The 13,926-nt window shown below is 54.9% G+C and carries 10 protein-coding genes; 7 read left to right on the plus strand and 3 right to left on the minus strand.

Going from position 1 to position 13,926, the window contains the following annotated elements; all coding sequences use genetic code 11:
• The first annotated feature begins 64 nt into the window (after nt 1-64).
• Nucleotides 65-1,120, plus strand: coding sequence for a histidine kinase (locus KIS77_08440; GenBank protein MCW5922357.1), 1,056 nt, complete (start codon nt 65-67; stop codon nt 1,118-1,120).
• Nucleotides 1,121-1,187: 67 nt separating this feature from the next.
• The gene (gene arfB, locus KIS77_08445) at nt 1,188-1,604 is read left to right on the plus strand and encodes an aminoacyl-tRNA hydrolase (protein ID MCW5922358.1); all 417 of its coding nucleotides are present in this window, start codon (nt 1,188-1,190) and stop codon (nt 1,602-1,604) included.
• A 3-nt stretch (nt 1,605-1,607) separates the two neighbouring features.
• Here the strand turns inward: arfB and KIS77_08450 are convergent, their stop codons facing one another.
• Nucleotides 1,608-2,324 carry a hypothetical protein gene (locus tag KIS77_08450; protein ID MCW5922359.1) on the minus strand — a complete coding sequence of 239 codons (717 nt, stop codon included), beginning with the start codon at nt 2,322-2,324 and terminating at the stop codon, nt 1,608-1,610.
• A 79-nt stretch (nt 2,325-2,403) separates the two neighbouring features.
• Here KIS77_08450 and KIS77_08455 point away from each other — a divergent pair, with 79 nt between their 5' ends.
• From KIS77_08455 to KIS77_08475, 5 genes are all read left to right on the plus strand, one after another.
• A complete protein-coding gene (locus KIS77_08455; protein ID MCW5922360.1) occupies nt 2,404-3,795 on the plus strand; it encodes a Gfo/Idh/MocA family oxidoreductase in 1,392 nt (463 codons plus the stop codon).
• A gap of 25 nt (nt 3,796-3,820) precedes the next feature.
• Nucleotides 3,821-4,240, plus strand: a complete 420-nt coding sequence (locus tag KIS77_08460; GenBank protein MCW5922361.1) for a (4Fe-4S)-binding protein — start codon at nt 3,821-3,823, stop codon at nt 4,238-4,240.
• A gap of 75 nt (nt 4,241-4,315) precedes the next feature.
• The gene (locus tag KIS77_08465; protein MCW5922362.1) at nt 4,316-6,055 is read left to right on the plus strand and encodes a M28 family peptidase; all 1,740 of its coding nucleotides are present in this window, start codon (nt 4,316-4,318) and stop codon (nt 6,053-6,055) included.
• A gap of 77 nt (nt 6,056-6,132) precedes the next feature.
• Entirely contained in the window at nt 6,133-7,425 is a 1,293-nt protein-coding gene (locus tag KIS77_08470) for a thermonuclease family protein (protein ID MCW5922363.1), read from the plus strand.
• Between the two features lie 212 nt (nt 7,426-7,637).
• Entirely contained in the window at nt 7,638-8,591 is a 954-nt protein-coding gene (locus KIS77_08475; protein MCW5922364.1) for an isopenicillin N synthase family oxygenase, read from the plus strand.
• A gap of 49 nt (nt 8,592-8,640) precedes the next feature.
• Here KIS77_08475 and KIS77_08480 read toward each other — a convergent pair whose 3' ends face one another.
• On the minus strand, nt 8,641-10,338 hold the full coding sequence (locus tag KIS77_08480; GenBank protein ID MCW5922365.1) for an Ig-like domain-containing protein: 1,698 nt from the start codon (nt 10,336-10,338) through the stop codon (nt 8,641-8,643).
• Nucleotides 10,339-10,356: 18 nt separating this feature from the next.
• Nucleotides 10,357-13,623, minus strand: coding sequence for an AAA family ATPase (locus tag KIS77_08485; protein ID MCW5922366.1), 3,267 nt, complete (start codon nt 13,621-13,623; stop codon nt 10,357-10,359).
• Nucleotides 13,624-13,926: the final 303 nt, after the last annotated feature.

Here is a 13,926-nt window from a genome sequence, read left to right on the forward strand (position 1 = left end):
AAGTTGATAGCGTACGCTATCAACTTTCATCAACCCTCATCAACCAAATTATACCTTCGCAGCCATGAAAAAACACCCGTGTTTCCAAGACATCGCCGGTTTCAACGACCGCCACCTCATTTTGGTGGGCTTGCCCTTGGCGAGCATCTTGATTTCGCTGATGCTCTTCGGCGAGTCGTATGCACAAGGCGACTGGGCTACGGTGGGGACTTGCATCCCTATATCTTTTCTCTACACGGCCCTCTACTGGTCCGCGCTGCGATGGACCTACAAACATCTCAAATTGCGCTTTCCCGCGCCCAAAGACATTGGCAAACGGCTCGTGATTGTGTTTTTGGCCTTCAATCTGTTTTATTTTTTGATTAGCTTCAGCCTCAAAACCATACTGCACGGATTCGAGCCAAACGATGGCCATGAGCCGGAACCATTGTTGGCCTATATCTCTTCGCTCATCATGGCGGCACTGGTGATGACGCTCTACGAAGCGACCTCCTTTTATGTGCAACTGCAAAGAACCGTCGCCGAAAAAGCCGAGCTCGAGCGCCAAAACATCGAATCGCAGCTCGAAGGCTTGCGCAATCAGGTGAATCCGCATTTCCTCTTCAACAGCCTCAACACGCTCATCTACCTCATCCCAGAAGATTCGGAAAAAGCCGTGCGCTTCGTGCAGCAGCTCAGCAAGGTGTACCGATATGTGCTGGAAAGCCGCGATGCCAAACTTATCCCCCTTTCAGAAGAACTCGACTACCTGCAGGCATATATCTTTCTGCTTAAAGAGCGTTTTGGCGAAAACCTACAAGTGGAAATCGAGCCGCTCGACGACAGAAGGGAGGCCGTCGTAGTGCCCCTAGCCTTGCAGATGTTGTTTGAAAACGCCATCAAGCACAACGTCATTTCCAACGACAAGCCACTTCACATCGAGGTTTTTGCCGAAAACGGCCACCTCGTGGTACGCAACAACTTGCAAAAGAAAAATCAGGTGATGGACTCCACGGGAGTTGGCCTTCAAAACATCAAAGACCGCTACCGAATGTTGACCGACAAAGAGGTGCGAGTCATCACCTCGCAACAGTATTACACGGTGGCGTTGCCAATGGTGGAGCTGGCTGCGGTGGAGTGAAAATTGTTTTTCTTTTGGTCAATGGAACTTATCGGCCCCTTGCGCACCTTTGGAGCAATTTTGCGTCATGGACATCGAACTGCTCAAATCCGAAATCGCCTACCGAACCGCCCGCTCCGGCGGCAAAGGCGGGCAAAACGTGAATAAAGTGGAGACCAAAGTGGAAGCCCGGCTCGACGTGGCCGCCTCCGAAGCCTTGAGCGAGGCAGAAAAACACCTCGTCTTGGAAAAATTGGCAAGCAAAATATCCGCCGAGGGCATCCTCTCCGTCACAGACCAGACCGCCCGCTCGCAATGGGCCAACAAACAACTGGCCGAATCCAAACTCCTGCAACTCATTGCCAAAGCCCTGCATCAGCAAAAAAAACGCATCGTCACCCGCATACCTCAGGGCGCCAAAGCAGCCCGGCTCCAAGCAAAACGACAACACGCAGAGAAGAAAGCCAGCCGCCGATGGGCCCCCAACGGCAGGCAACAAGACTGAACACTATTTCTGCCCGTTCAAGTAAGCCGTCACCTTGTTGCCAGCCTCCAGCAGCGTCGTCAGCGCCGCTTCGTGCAACGCCCGGTTTTGCATATCCACCTCCGAATAATCTTCTTTCACCTTCTTCGTGTGAGCACTTCGGGTCACGACGCTCGTGTGCGGAATCACGCCCGTGCGAATGTCCATCAACACCACCTCACAAGTGGCAAAAGCCTTCGCCTCATCCTTCTTGAAGGCGCGGTATTTTTGAAAAATATCGCTGTGCAAGCTAAAAATCAGCAACATATCGGCCTGCACCCGCACCGCCGATTCCCGCAATTGATGAATGTTGGGCTTCGCTCCCGTCACCATCATGGGCAACAGCATCACCTCCTGCACGCGCGGCGAGCGCGTCAGCGCGTACGTCAAGGTGTCCATCAGTCTCTGTTGACTCTTCATGCTTTCCTCATCGTGCCACCGCCACGCGCCGCCCCACACATTGCTGTGGCGCGACATGGCCCCGCCAAAGTTGAACACCGCCAAACGCAGCGTGTCCCGCAGCTCGATGTGGCCGTCGAGGATGCGGCGAATGTCCTCCTCGCTCAGGGTGCGCTCCTTGTAATCGAAGAGCGATTCGGTCAGTACAGGGCCGCCTTGTTCGCGTGGAAAATGGCTGGGAGGGGTGCAAGCCAGTTGGCACAACAACGGCAGCAGCAGCAAAAGAATGTTCGGACGTGACATGTCAGAATAGTTTTTTCGCACAAAAACGCGGAGACTTTTCAGACCTTTCCCCCCCGAACATTTTTTATTTTTTTTTACAATGGCAAAACAACTCGACCGCCGCTCCTTTCTCCGAAATGCCACCCTCGCCAGCGCCGCGCTCACCGTGCCGAACATTTCCCTTGCGCAATCTCCCCAAACTGTCAAACCCCGAACAGCCATCCTCAACGAGCGTCTGCGCATCGGCTTCATCGGCACCGGTCTGCGTGGGCAAAACCACGTCGAACTCGCCCTGCTGCGCGACGACTGCGAGGTGGCCGCCATCGCCGACCCCGACCCGCGCATGGTGGCCGATACCCTGAAAATGATTGCCAACAAAGGCAAAAAGAAACCCGCCGTCTATGACAAAGGCGACCATGATTACCTCAATTTGCTGAACGACAAAAACATTGACGCGGTGGTCATTTCCACCCCTTGGGAATGGCACACCCAGCAGTGCGTGGCCGCCATGCAAGCAGGCAAATATGTGGCCACCGAAGTGGGGGGAGGATTCTCGCTCGACGAGTGCTGGCAACTCGTCAACACCCACGAGGCCACTGGCAGACACCTCATGTTTTTGGAGAATGTCTGTTACCGCCGCGACGTGATGGCCGTGTTGCAAATGGTGCGCGAAGGATTGTTCGGCGAGCTCATGCACCTCGAAGGCGGCTACCAACACGACCTGCGCGGGGTGAAATTCAACGATGGCCAAACACCCTACAATTCCGGCGTGGAGTTTGGCGACAAGGCATTCAGCGAAGCCCGTTGGCGCACCAAACACTCCGTGCACCGCAACGGCGACCTCTATCCCACACACGGCATCGGCCCGGTGGCCATGATGACCAATATCAATCGCGGCAACCGCTTCCTCTTCCTCACCTCCATCGCCTCCAAACCACGCGGGCTGCACGAGTACATTGTCAATCATCCCAAAGGCGGCCCCAGCCACCCGAACGCCAAAACCCGATTCAACCTCGGCGACGTGGTGACCACCCTCATAAAAACTTCCAACGGCGAAACCATGCTGCTCTCTCACGACACCAACCTGCCGCGCCCCTATTCGCTTGGGTTCCGCGTGCAAGGCACCAAAGGAATCTGGATGGACGTGAACAAAAGCCTCATGCTCGACGGCCACACCAAAGCACACGCTTGGGAGGAAGCCAAAACTTGGCTCGACCGCTACGACCACCCGCTGTGGAAACGCTACGGCAACGATGCCAAAACCGCCGGGCACGGCGGCATGGACTTCTTCGTTTTTCACCATTTCGTGGAGTGCGCCAAACGCAACATCGCCCCACAAATAGATGTTTACGACGCGGCCACATGGCTCGCCATCACACCGCTCTCCGAAGCCAGCATCGCCACAGGCAGCAGCCCGCAAATGTTCCCGGATTTCACCCGCGGCAGATGGACGGAGCGCCAGCCGGATTTTGCATTCGGAGATAATTTTTGAAAAAATTCTGTATAGCGCACAAAACATGGAAAAACACTACACCAACAATGACATCACCGTCGTCTGGAAGCCGGACGTGTGCATTCACTCCACGCTCTGTTGGCGCGGTCTGATAAAGGTTTTCGACCCCCGCAGACGCCCCTGGATTGACATGGACGGGGCCGATACCGAAGCCATCATCGCTCAAGTGGAAAAATGCCCCTCTGGGGCGCTCAGTTGGCATCGCAATCAAGCGGAAGAAGTCGAGCCAACGCGCGTGGAAGTAGAAACCATCGTGGAAGCCACCCCCAACGGCCCGCTCATGGTCTATGGCAATATCAAAGTGAAGGATGCGGAAGGCAACGAAACGAGCAAGCACAAAGTCACCGCCTTTTGCCGCTGCGGGGCTTCCAGCAACAAGCCTTACTGCGACGGCTCGCATCGGAAGGTTGACTTTAAGGGTTAGGATTGGTCGAGGGCTTGCCCGGCCAAGCGGTCAGAGTTTGAAAATGGCTACATTTGTCAAAAAATATCTCCGCACATGGTCCGTCTGATACACACCTGCCTTTGCCTCATGGCCGGGACGCATTTTTGTTTCGCCCAAACCAACATTCTCACGACCAACCCGCTCGCCGAGCAAATCCTATTGGGCAACTACGACCCCGCCGACTATGCGGCCTCGACCATCGTGAATGTCCCCTCCATCATCGCGGCGGAGCTCAACACCCGCATCTCGCCGGATAGTTTGAAGTCATACATTCTGAAAATGAGCACGTTCAAAACCCGCAACACTGGCTCCGACACGCTTTCGCCCGTCACGGGCATTGGCGCCGCGCGGCGTTGGGTGCATGAGCAGTTCGAGACATTCTCAGCCGAAAACGAAGACCGGCTCGTGGTGTCCTACCTGCAATTCAACCAAACGATTTGCGGGGTAGGGCAGCATCGCAACATCATGGCCGTGTTGCCGGGGGCTAATCCATCGAACAACGGTGTCATCTTGATAGAGGGCCACCTCGACAGCCGATGCAACGTCCTTTGCGACACGGCTTGCGTGGCAGAGGGCATCGAAGACAATGCCACCGGCACCGCGCTGGTAATGGAACTGGCCCGCGTCATGTCGGCCTACACGTTTGAAAACACCATCGTTTTCATGGCGACCATCGGCGAGGAGCAAGGGCTGTTGGGGGCCAATGCTTTTGCCGCATACATCCAGCAAAAAAATATCCCCCTGCGGGCGGTGCTGAACAACGACATCATAGGGGGCATTATATGTGGCCAAACGTCGTCGCCGCCCTCCTGCCCGGGACTTGACCAAGTTGACTCCACGAGCGTGCGGCTGTTCTCGTTTGGCGCATTCAATTCCAAACACAAGCAACTCGCCCGATTCATCAAATTGCAATATCAGAAAAACATCCTGCCGCAGGCATCCGTGCCGATGAATGTGCGCATCATGTCGCCCGAAGACCGCACCGGGCGCGGCGGCGACCACATCCCATTCCGTGAGCGCAACTACGCGGCCATGCGTTTCACTTCTGCCAACGAACACGGCGACGCGAGCAACAACGCCAACTACGCCGACCGCCAGCACACCTCCGGCGATGTGTTGGGGGCCGACACGGACGGCGACGGAGAGGTGGATTCTTTCTATGTGGATTTCAACTATTTGGCCCGCAATGCCGTCATCAATGCCAATGCCGCTGCCATGGCTGCCCGCAACGTGCCCACCCCCTCGGATTTCACCGCCACTCGTGTTGGCAACCAACTCACCGTGAACATCACCCCCACTAGCACAGGGGCGTATCGCGTGGCTTTGCGCACCTCCACGAACGACTGGGATTCTATTTTTACCCTCATAGGCACCACGACGGGCGTTTTTCCCTGCAATCCCACGGGGGGGCTGTTCGCAAGCGTGGCATCGTTCGACTTACACGGCGTGGAAAGTCTTTTTTCAGAAGAAAAACTCGTGGCGCCCAGTGTGTCCACCAATGAGCCAAACGAAGAGCCGACACCCAACATTCAATTGTTTCAGAACCGCCCCAATCCTTTCGACGAGGCGACTTGGATTTCTTTTTGGGTGAACGAGGTGCCGACCTACCGCTCGGCATGGGTGCAGATTGTGGATTTGCAGGGCAGAGTCATTGAAAAAATACCCGTCGTGCTGAAGCAAGGGCTGAACGAGACTATGTACACGCATGGCTACGGCGTGCGCGGCACGTTTGCCTACGCGCTCGTGGTGGATGGTCAGGTGGTGGATGTGCGGCAGATGATTTTTGCGAATTAAGCCGCGTTCCATAGGGCGCGCGAATAATTCATCAGGGTATTTAAAATGCCTTATTTTCGCCTCGAAAACGGCAAAAGATGACCAAAACCTACCACAAAATCGTTCGGGGCGACAGCCGCCACATGAAGGAAGTACGCGACGAGAGTGTTCACCTTGTCGTCACCTCGCCGCCATATTGGCAGTTGAAAGACTACGGCACGGACAATCAAATCGGCTTTCACGACGACTATGAGACGTACATCAATCACCTGAATTTGGTTTGGAAAGAATGTCATCGTGTGTTGCACAAAGGCTGCCGCCTGTGCATCAATATTGGCGACCAGTTTGCGCGCTCGGTCTATTATGGTCGCTACAAAGTCATCCCGATTCGCACGGAAATCATAAAATTCTGCGAGTCCATCGGGTTCGACTACATGGGCGCGGTGATTTGGCAAAAAGTCGCCACCACGAACACCACCGGCGGCGCGACGATTATGGGCAGTTTTCCATACCCGCGCAACGGCATTTTGAAAATTGACTACGAGTTTATCCTCATTTTCAAAAAACACGGCGACGCGCCCAAACCCGACCGGGAGAAAAAAGAGCTTTCCAAAATGACCGTCGAAGAATGGAACGAGTTTTTCAGCGGTCACTGGAATTTCAGCGGCGCGAAGCAGGACAATCATTTGGCAATGTTTCCCGAAGAATTGCCGCACCGGCTCATCAAAATGTTCGCCTTCGTGGGCGATGTGGTGCTTGACCCCTTCCTCGGTAGCGGCACCACTTCGTTGGCCGCCAGAAACTTGGGCCGCCACTCGCTCGGCTATGAAGCCAATCCAGACTTTATTCCCATCATTCGCAAAAAAATTGGCGCCGATGAAAAAAACCTGTTCGACAAGGCGCAATTTATCTTTGAAGAACAAGACGAGTTGCTTGTTGATTTTGAAAAAGAGGTTCAAAAACTGCCCTACATTTTCAAAGACCCGCTGCGCTTGGACAAAAAAATAGACGTGAAAAAACTCCAGTTCGGCTCCAAAATTGACCAAAACGGCTCAACCAAGCGCGAGGAGTTTTTCACCGTGAAAGAAGTCATCAGCCCGGAACTCGTGCGGCTGAACAACGGCCTCGAAGTGCGCCTCATTGGCATCCGCGAAAATCCTGCGCAAAACGGCAAGGCCAGCGACTGGCTGCGCGAAAAAACGAAAGGCCAAAAAGTTTTCCTGAAATATGATGCGGTCAAACACGATTCCCAGAACCGGCTGATGGCTTATTTGTACTTGCAGAACAAGACTTTTGTGAACGCGCATCTGGTGCGGTCGGGGTTGGTTTCGGTGGATGATTCGGTGGAACACAAGTACAAGACAAAGTTTAACACTATCCAAAATGGCTGAACGCTACTCCAAAGAATTCGGCAAAAAAGAGAAGGGGCTGAATTACACCTGCCAGACCTACCAACTTTCCCGCCCCAACAAGGTCGGTGCGGTCATGGAGTTGACTCGGCGGTGAAATCACCAAAAAAGAAATCCAACTTAAAATCAACCGATTGAGCCAGTAATGCGTTTTTGCCGTTGCTCTATTGACCACATCAACACATTTTTTTGCCATGAAAGAAAAAGGCATCCCAACTGTTGACCTCTCCAAATTTGCCTCCGGCAACCCTGCCGAAAAAGAAGCCTTCGTGCGCGCGCTCGGCAAGGCTTTTCACGAAGTAGGCTTTGTGGCGGTGGTGAACCACGGCGTTCCCAAAAATTTGATTGACCGCTTCTACGAGGCCTCAAAAGCCTTTTTTGCCCTGCCGGAGGCCGTCAAGAAAAAATACGAGATACCCGGCATGGCTGGCCAACGCGGCTACACTTCTTTCGGAAAAGAACACGCCAAGCAGTCGCAGGTGGCCGACCTGAAAGAGTTTTTCCAAATCGGCCAAGAAGTGCCCGCTGACCATCCGCTCAAATCGGAATACCCCGACAACGTGCAGGTGGCCGAAGCGCCCGAATTCGCCAAGCTGGGCCGCGAACTCTATCAGGCTTTTGAAAAAGCAGGCGGCTTGCTGCTCGAAGCCATCGCTGCCCACCTCGGCCTCGACAAGGATTATTTCACCCGTCAAATCACGCACGGCAACTCCATCCTTCGCAGCATCCACTACCCACCTATCACGCACGAGCCTGCCAGCGCCATTCGCGCCGAACAACACGAGGACATCAACCTCATCACGCTGCTCGTGGGCGCGAGTGCTGGCGGCTTGGAACTATTGAACTCTGAAAATGAATGGGTGCCCATCCTCCCCGAGGCCGACGAAATCGTCATCAACGTGGGCGATATGCTTCAGCGGCTCACCAACGACTACCTGAAAAGCACCACCCACCGCGTGGTGAACCCGCCGCGCTCCGAATGGCATTTGCCGCGCCTGAGTATCCCGTTCTTCCTGCATCCGGTCAGCTCGATGGATTTGACCTGCCTCCCCTCCTGTGTCACCGCCGACAACCCGCTACACTACGCGCCCATCACCGCCGGCGAGTATCTGGACGAGCGGCTGCGGGAGATTGGGTTGAAAAAATAGGCTTGCTGCGGCAAAGGAAAGACTTGCGCAAGGCAAACGCGAGCCATCCTCACTCGGTCTTGTTTCTCCTGGTCTCCTCCCCTGCTTGCATGGAGGCCTCCACTTCCCAATTGGCGCGGAGCGGGTCGAGTTTTTTGGTAAAAATCGGCTCCGGCTGGCGGCGGGCAAAATAATCGCCCGTGTCCCAACGGCCATTGCCGTTGCGGTCTTCGATGAGGCGGGCGGTGTAGGCGGCTGCCACCAAGTTGGTGAATATCAGTTTTTTCTCTGTGCCCTCGGTGTCAAAAACGCGCTCTTCCTCCACCACGGTGCCGTTCAGCAATTGCAGCACATATTGGGTGCCCGGAATCAAATTTTCCACCGTCAGGTTCAGCCCGCCGAGTTGTTTTTCGGTGTAAACATTCAATATGCGAACGAGTGTGTCGGCATTGGACACCCCATAGAAATCCGTGACGGCACCGGGCAAAAGGGTGAGCGTGTAGGTTTTGCCGAACGCCCAAGCGACTTGGACATTGATATTTCGCGGCAGCGTCGAGTCGAGTTGGGCGGAAAAATCGAAGAAGGGCGTGCTGTCAATCAGCATCAGCCATTGCGCGGTGTCCACGCTGGCCAAGATTGAATTGAAGGAAATGGTCGCCTGTTTGGTGGGGTGCTGACTGACGGTTTTTGTGACGCTTGGCGCGGGAGCGAGCGGGGCGGTTTGTCGTCGGCTGGCGCTTGCGGCGGCAGGTGCGCCCGCTTCGGCGAGGGCATGGTTTTTAAAAAAATCTTCGCGCGACAGGTTGCGCACTCGCACCGTGTCGTCGTTGGCCATCAATTGCCATGCTGCGGGGGCGCTCATGTCGTACCAAACAAAAAGGGTGTCTTTCACTTTCTCGACGGTGTAGCGCACATCGGGCGTTTCGGGCCGAATGGCGACCGAGTCTGGCAAATCGGTGTAGGTTAGTTGCACCAAGCCAAAGCGGAGGGTTTTGCTGTCGAAAAGGCGAAACGTCGGCTGATTTTTGAAAAGTTTGATGCTCAGCGATGCGTTGGCAGAGTCCGTCAGCGTCAGCAGGCTATCAGCAAATCCGATGCGCTCGTTCTGGCCATCCCATTTCAAATCCCCGGAACTATCGTCAATAGCCGCTACTTTATACACGCCTTCCCTCACGTTTTGAATGGAAAATTGGCCGCTCTTGTCGGTGCGGGCGAAATAGTAGGGTTTCTCCTTGCGCACCACGCTGTCCGTAAAATCATCGTAGAGCATCACCGAAATGTTTTCGAGCGGCTCGCTCGTGAAGGCATCCACCACGATACCGTTGGCGGAGAGGCTGTCCAAAAAGTCGCCTGTGGAGAACACGAACCGCAAATCCTTCGCCGGGTTGTTTTCATGAAAATCCTTGACCGCCGTGCCGAAATTGATGGTGTAGGTCGTGTTGGGGCGCAGGGTGTCTTCCTTCGAGAATTCCACGATTACCTTTTTGCCTTTCAAAGTGATGTCGGGGCGTTTTTTCAAAGGCGGCGAAATGACGACTTGCGTGCCTACATCAGACAGCACCACCCACTCGTTGAAAGCAAGTTCGATGCGGCGTTCGGAAAAGCGGGTGCTGAAATTGCGCGTGCTGGCTTCCGCGACCACCTCCGGCGGGTCTGTGTCTTTGGGGCCTCCGGTGGGCGAGCCTTGCCTCGCGCAGGCAAAGAGCAGGCTAAGCAACACAGGGCTGCAAAGCAATCGAAAGAAAAAGTTGCGAGGAAACGAGTTCATGTGTTTGAAGCGGCGAAGTTATGTCGGGTTGGGATATGGAAGAGCGACTTTGTATTGTTCGATAAAAGCCCTGTAACGCGGGTCTTTTCTCAAAATCTCCTCGTTTCCAATCAAAATAAGGTGCTCGCGGGCACGCGTGAGGGCAACGTTCAGTTTGCGGTCAACGCCCTCTCCGCTGAGGTTGACGAGGCTTGCCAGCTGAAATTCGGAGTGGACACAAGTGGAAACGATGATGATGTCGCGAGCGCCGCCTTGATAACGCTCCACCGTGTCAATCGTGATTTCGTCGGGGTCGAGGTTGGCGGCGGACAGGCTTTCGCGAATTTGAGCGATTTGCGCCCGCCACGGAGTGATGATGCCGAGGGACTTTGCGGGATGCCACGGCTTGCTGTTGGCGGCCCACACGTTTTTGAACATGGCGACCAGCTGCGCCACCCACTGTGCTTCCACGGTGCTCGTTTTGGGATTCGACAAGTTTTCCGCTGGTTGGGCTGGCAGGAAAACGACCCTTTTTTCAAATAAAATTTTTATAAGAACGGGGTCTGCGGCGGGCCAATCGTAACGGAGCGGCTTGTGCTGGCGATGTTCGGGAGCTTGGTCGAGCGTGTGCAAATGGCCCCCGTAAAAATACCGATTCGGGAAATCCATGATGTCAGAGTGCATACGTCCCTGACGGTCGAGTTGGCCGTAAGCCCAGTGCCAGCCCTGCTCCTGACAACGCCGATAGAGCCTTTCAAAATAAGAATCGCGCAAATCGGCAAGGCCAATACTGTTCAAGTCCGTATCCTTCACGACGGTGGTCGCCGACCGTTGAGTGGTGACGGCTGGCAATTGGCGGTGGTCGCCGATGAGGGTAAAATGTTCGAAGCGGGTCAGCAAGCCTATCAGTTGAGGCTCCAAGATTTGTGATGCCTCGTCCACGATAAGCCGCTGAAATTTTTTGAGTTTCAGGAAGCCCTCGTTCGAGCCAAAAGAGGCCACCGTGCTGACGAATACCCGATGGCTATCGAGCACGGCGCGGAGTTCGGCGCGGTTTTTTGCTTCCGCGATTTTCACGCTCAAAAGTTGCTCTCGAAACCGCTCTTCGGTCGAGTGTTTGTTCCCGATGCGCAGATACTGCTGCCGAATGTCGCCACCGATGCTGTCGAGCGCCTCGCAGATTTCGTCCACTGCGCGATTGGTGTAGGCCAACAGGAGCAGGCTGTCGGAGGTCTCGTTCAGCACTTGTGCCGCGAGGTTGCGCAGCATCACGGAGGTTTTGCCCGTTCCGGGCGGCCCCCAGAGGAGGAAGTAGTTGGGGGAGGGGTGGATGCCCAGCACCAGCCCCCGCTTCTCCGCGCCAGCCTCTGCCCATTCTAGCAACCCCCTATACATGGCGGCAAAGCCAGTGTCCATCATGTCGGGTTCCAGACACCAATAGCCCTCCGTTTCGAAGGGTTTGAGGTTGTGCTGCCGGAAGCGCAGCTGCACGGTCACGCGGTCTTTGCCCAGCTCCATGATGGTACATTTGATGACTTGGTGATGCAATACGGTATCCGTCGAGTCCACGGCTGGATAGAGGAGCGCGATGTCGCCAACGCGGAAATTGGCCAGCGGATTGGTGAGCGGCGTTTTCCGAAAAACGATGCAAGGTTCGGGTTCGGCGGCGCGGTTTTCGAGCATTTCTAGATGGCTCAAAATGCTGAAAGCCAGTTGTTTTTCCTCAAAACTGCTGCGCCAAAGGGCGGCGTGGCCATTGGAGCCGTCCACCCCCTCTTCGCCGACTTTGGCCAACCAATGCTCGCGCGCGATGAAACCCGCAAAGGCATTGAAATACTTTTTTTCCAACAAAGACAACCCCGCGTAGGCCACCTCAAAACGGGCAAAATCGCGCTCGGTGAACCCCTTGCCATGAGCGGCTCTCAGCCGGCCAAACACAGCCACCTGTTCATCGCCGGGGGTTATCTTGGTCAAAAGCCGCTCGATGGCCACTAGTTGGTTGCGCACTTGCAGCGCCTCCCACTGTTCCGGCGGCACGGTGGGCGCAAAGCGCAAGTGATTCAAATCCGCGCCGGAGTAGAGGATGTATTTGGCTGGGTCGGTGGAGCGGCCATACACCGAACGCACCAATAAATCATAAAGCAGGGTTTGGGTAAAATGACTGCGCTGTATGCCGTAACTGTTGGGTTTGAAGGGGGTACCGCTCTTCAATTCGACGATGGCCGATTTTTCGTCCGTTCGGTAAAACAAGTCAAGGCGGCCTTGAATGCCGTACTGCTCGCTGAAAAAGGCAGGTTCGAGAAAACAGTGCTCCGGCTCGATGCCCTCTTTGGCAAAGCCTTGGGCTGCCATGTTTTTTAGGTTTAAAAAATGTTTTTGCGCTTTGCCCGATATGGATTTTACCTCCGCATCGCTCATGGGCGCATACACAAAGGGGTAGAGTTGGAAGGTCTCGCGGAAAGTGGCTACCCATTCGGCGGAGGGTTCGTTCAGCAGTCGGTCGAGGAAAAAGTTGGCGATGTTGCCAAGCAGTTTCGGCTCGTTCGGCTCCATCGGCAGGAATTTTTTTGCCAGATAGGCGTACGGTTCCGCGCCAGTATCCTTGAAACATTCGGCAATAGCCGACACGTCCATGAGATAATCCGGCTCCACCACGAAAGCACGCGGACGATAATTGCCTTGCGCATCTATGTCCACTTCCAGCAGGTTCAGCGTCACCGGGAACCCGAACACCTTGCGGACAACTTGGATGGTAGGCATGAAATGCTCGTTGCGTTCCGGCAAGCCGTACAGGACGCGCACGAACTGCCCCGGTCGCTCCTCGTCGGTGGCGATGAGGCAGCTTTGTTTGGCATCGTCTTCCAGCGCGACGACGCGAAGCACCGCAGCAAAAGCCAGTTCGCCTCCTGCTTCGCTTGCCTGAAAAGACGGGGGTGCTTCGCCCAATCGCTCCGCCAAACCCGAGGGAATGGCTGCGCCCGTCAGCACCAACACGGATTCCGCCACGGCGTGCAAACCCAACCGGACACTCATCTCGTTTGCCGCTCCGCCATTGCGCACGCGCTTGGCTGCCAAGCGGAAATGATGGATACCGCGCAACGTGTTTTCCTGAAAATGAAACTTGTGCCCAGCGTAGCTGATGCGAGCAAACAGGGTGCTGAACGCGATTTGCTCCTGTTGGGTAGCCTCGAAAAAAATGCGCTCCAACAAATTGGCCAACGCCAGCACCTGCTCCCGCCACGCTGTGCGGGCAGCGATTTTTTCGAGTTCCCGATAAAGAAGTGGTGCCAATTCAGGAGGGAGCATGGGGCAAAGTTCCAGTATTAAGGCGGGAAAAAGGTAAAAACTTAGGTAGAGGGTAGAAAGCGGAAGGTATAGGGCGGTGAGACCTGATTTAGGGTTGCATACTGTTTAAATGGAGATGAAATCAGCCTTTTGCCTAAGTTTTTGCCTTTTTTGAATTGGGAAATGGTCAAGTCAAGCCTGAATCTGCCTTGCCGAAAGGCCAAAGCAATGGTGGCAAAAACTGTTTACGGCGCTCCTCGCAGACAGGAGTACCGATTTTTTGGGGGCACCGTGTTTCCATTTCCCACATTTCCCGTTTCTTCA

It is taken from the genome of Saprospiraceae bacterium (assembly GCA_026129545.1).
In the GTDB taxonomy this organism is placed as follows: Bacteria; Bacteroidota; Bacteroidia; order Chitinophagales; family Saprospiraceae; genus M3007.

Coding starts and splice junctions, on each gene's coding strand:
- KIS77_08440 (MCW5922357.1), top strand. CDS start 65: ATGAAAAAACACCCGTGTTTCCAAGACATCGCCGGTTTCAACGACCGC.
- arfB (MCW5922358.1), top strand. CDS start 1,188: ATGGACATCGAACTGCTCAAATCCGAAATCGCCTACCGAACCGCCCGC.
- KIS77_08450 (MCW5922359.1), bottom strand. CDS start 2,324: ATGTCACGTCCGAACATTCTTTTGCTGCTGCTGCCGTTGTTGTGCCAA.
- KIS77_08455 (MCW5922360.1), top strand. CDS start 2,404: ATGGCAAAACAACTCGACCGCCGCTCCTTTCTCCGAAATGCCACCCTC.
- KIS77_08460 (MCW5922361.1), top strand. CDS start 3,821: ATGGAAAAACACTACACCAACAATGACATCACCGTCGTCTGGAAGCCG.
- KIS77_08465 (MCW5922362.1), top strand. CDS start 4,316: ATGGTCCGTCTGATACACACCTGCCTTTGCCTCATGGCCGGGACGCAT.
- KIS77_08470 (MCW5922363.1), top strand. CDS start 6,133: ATGACCAAAACCTACCACAAAATCGTTCGGGGCGACAGCCGCCACATG.
- KIS77_08475 (MCW5922364.1), top strand. CDS start 7,638: ATGAAAGAAAAAGGCATCCCAACTGTTGACCTCTCCAAATTTGCCTCC.
- KIS77_08480 (MCW5922365.1), bottom strand. CDS start 10,338: ATGAACTCGTTTCCTCGCAACTTTTTCTTTCGATTGCTTTGCAGCCCT.
- KIS77_08485 (MCW5922366.1), bottom strand. CDS start 13,623: ATGCTCCCTCCTGAATTGGCACCACTTCTTTATCGGGAACTCGAAAAA.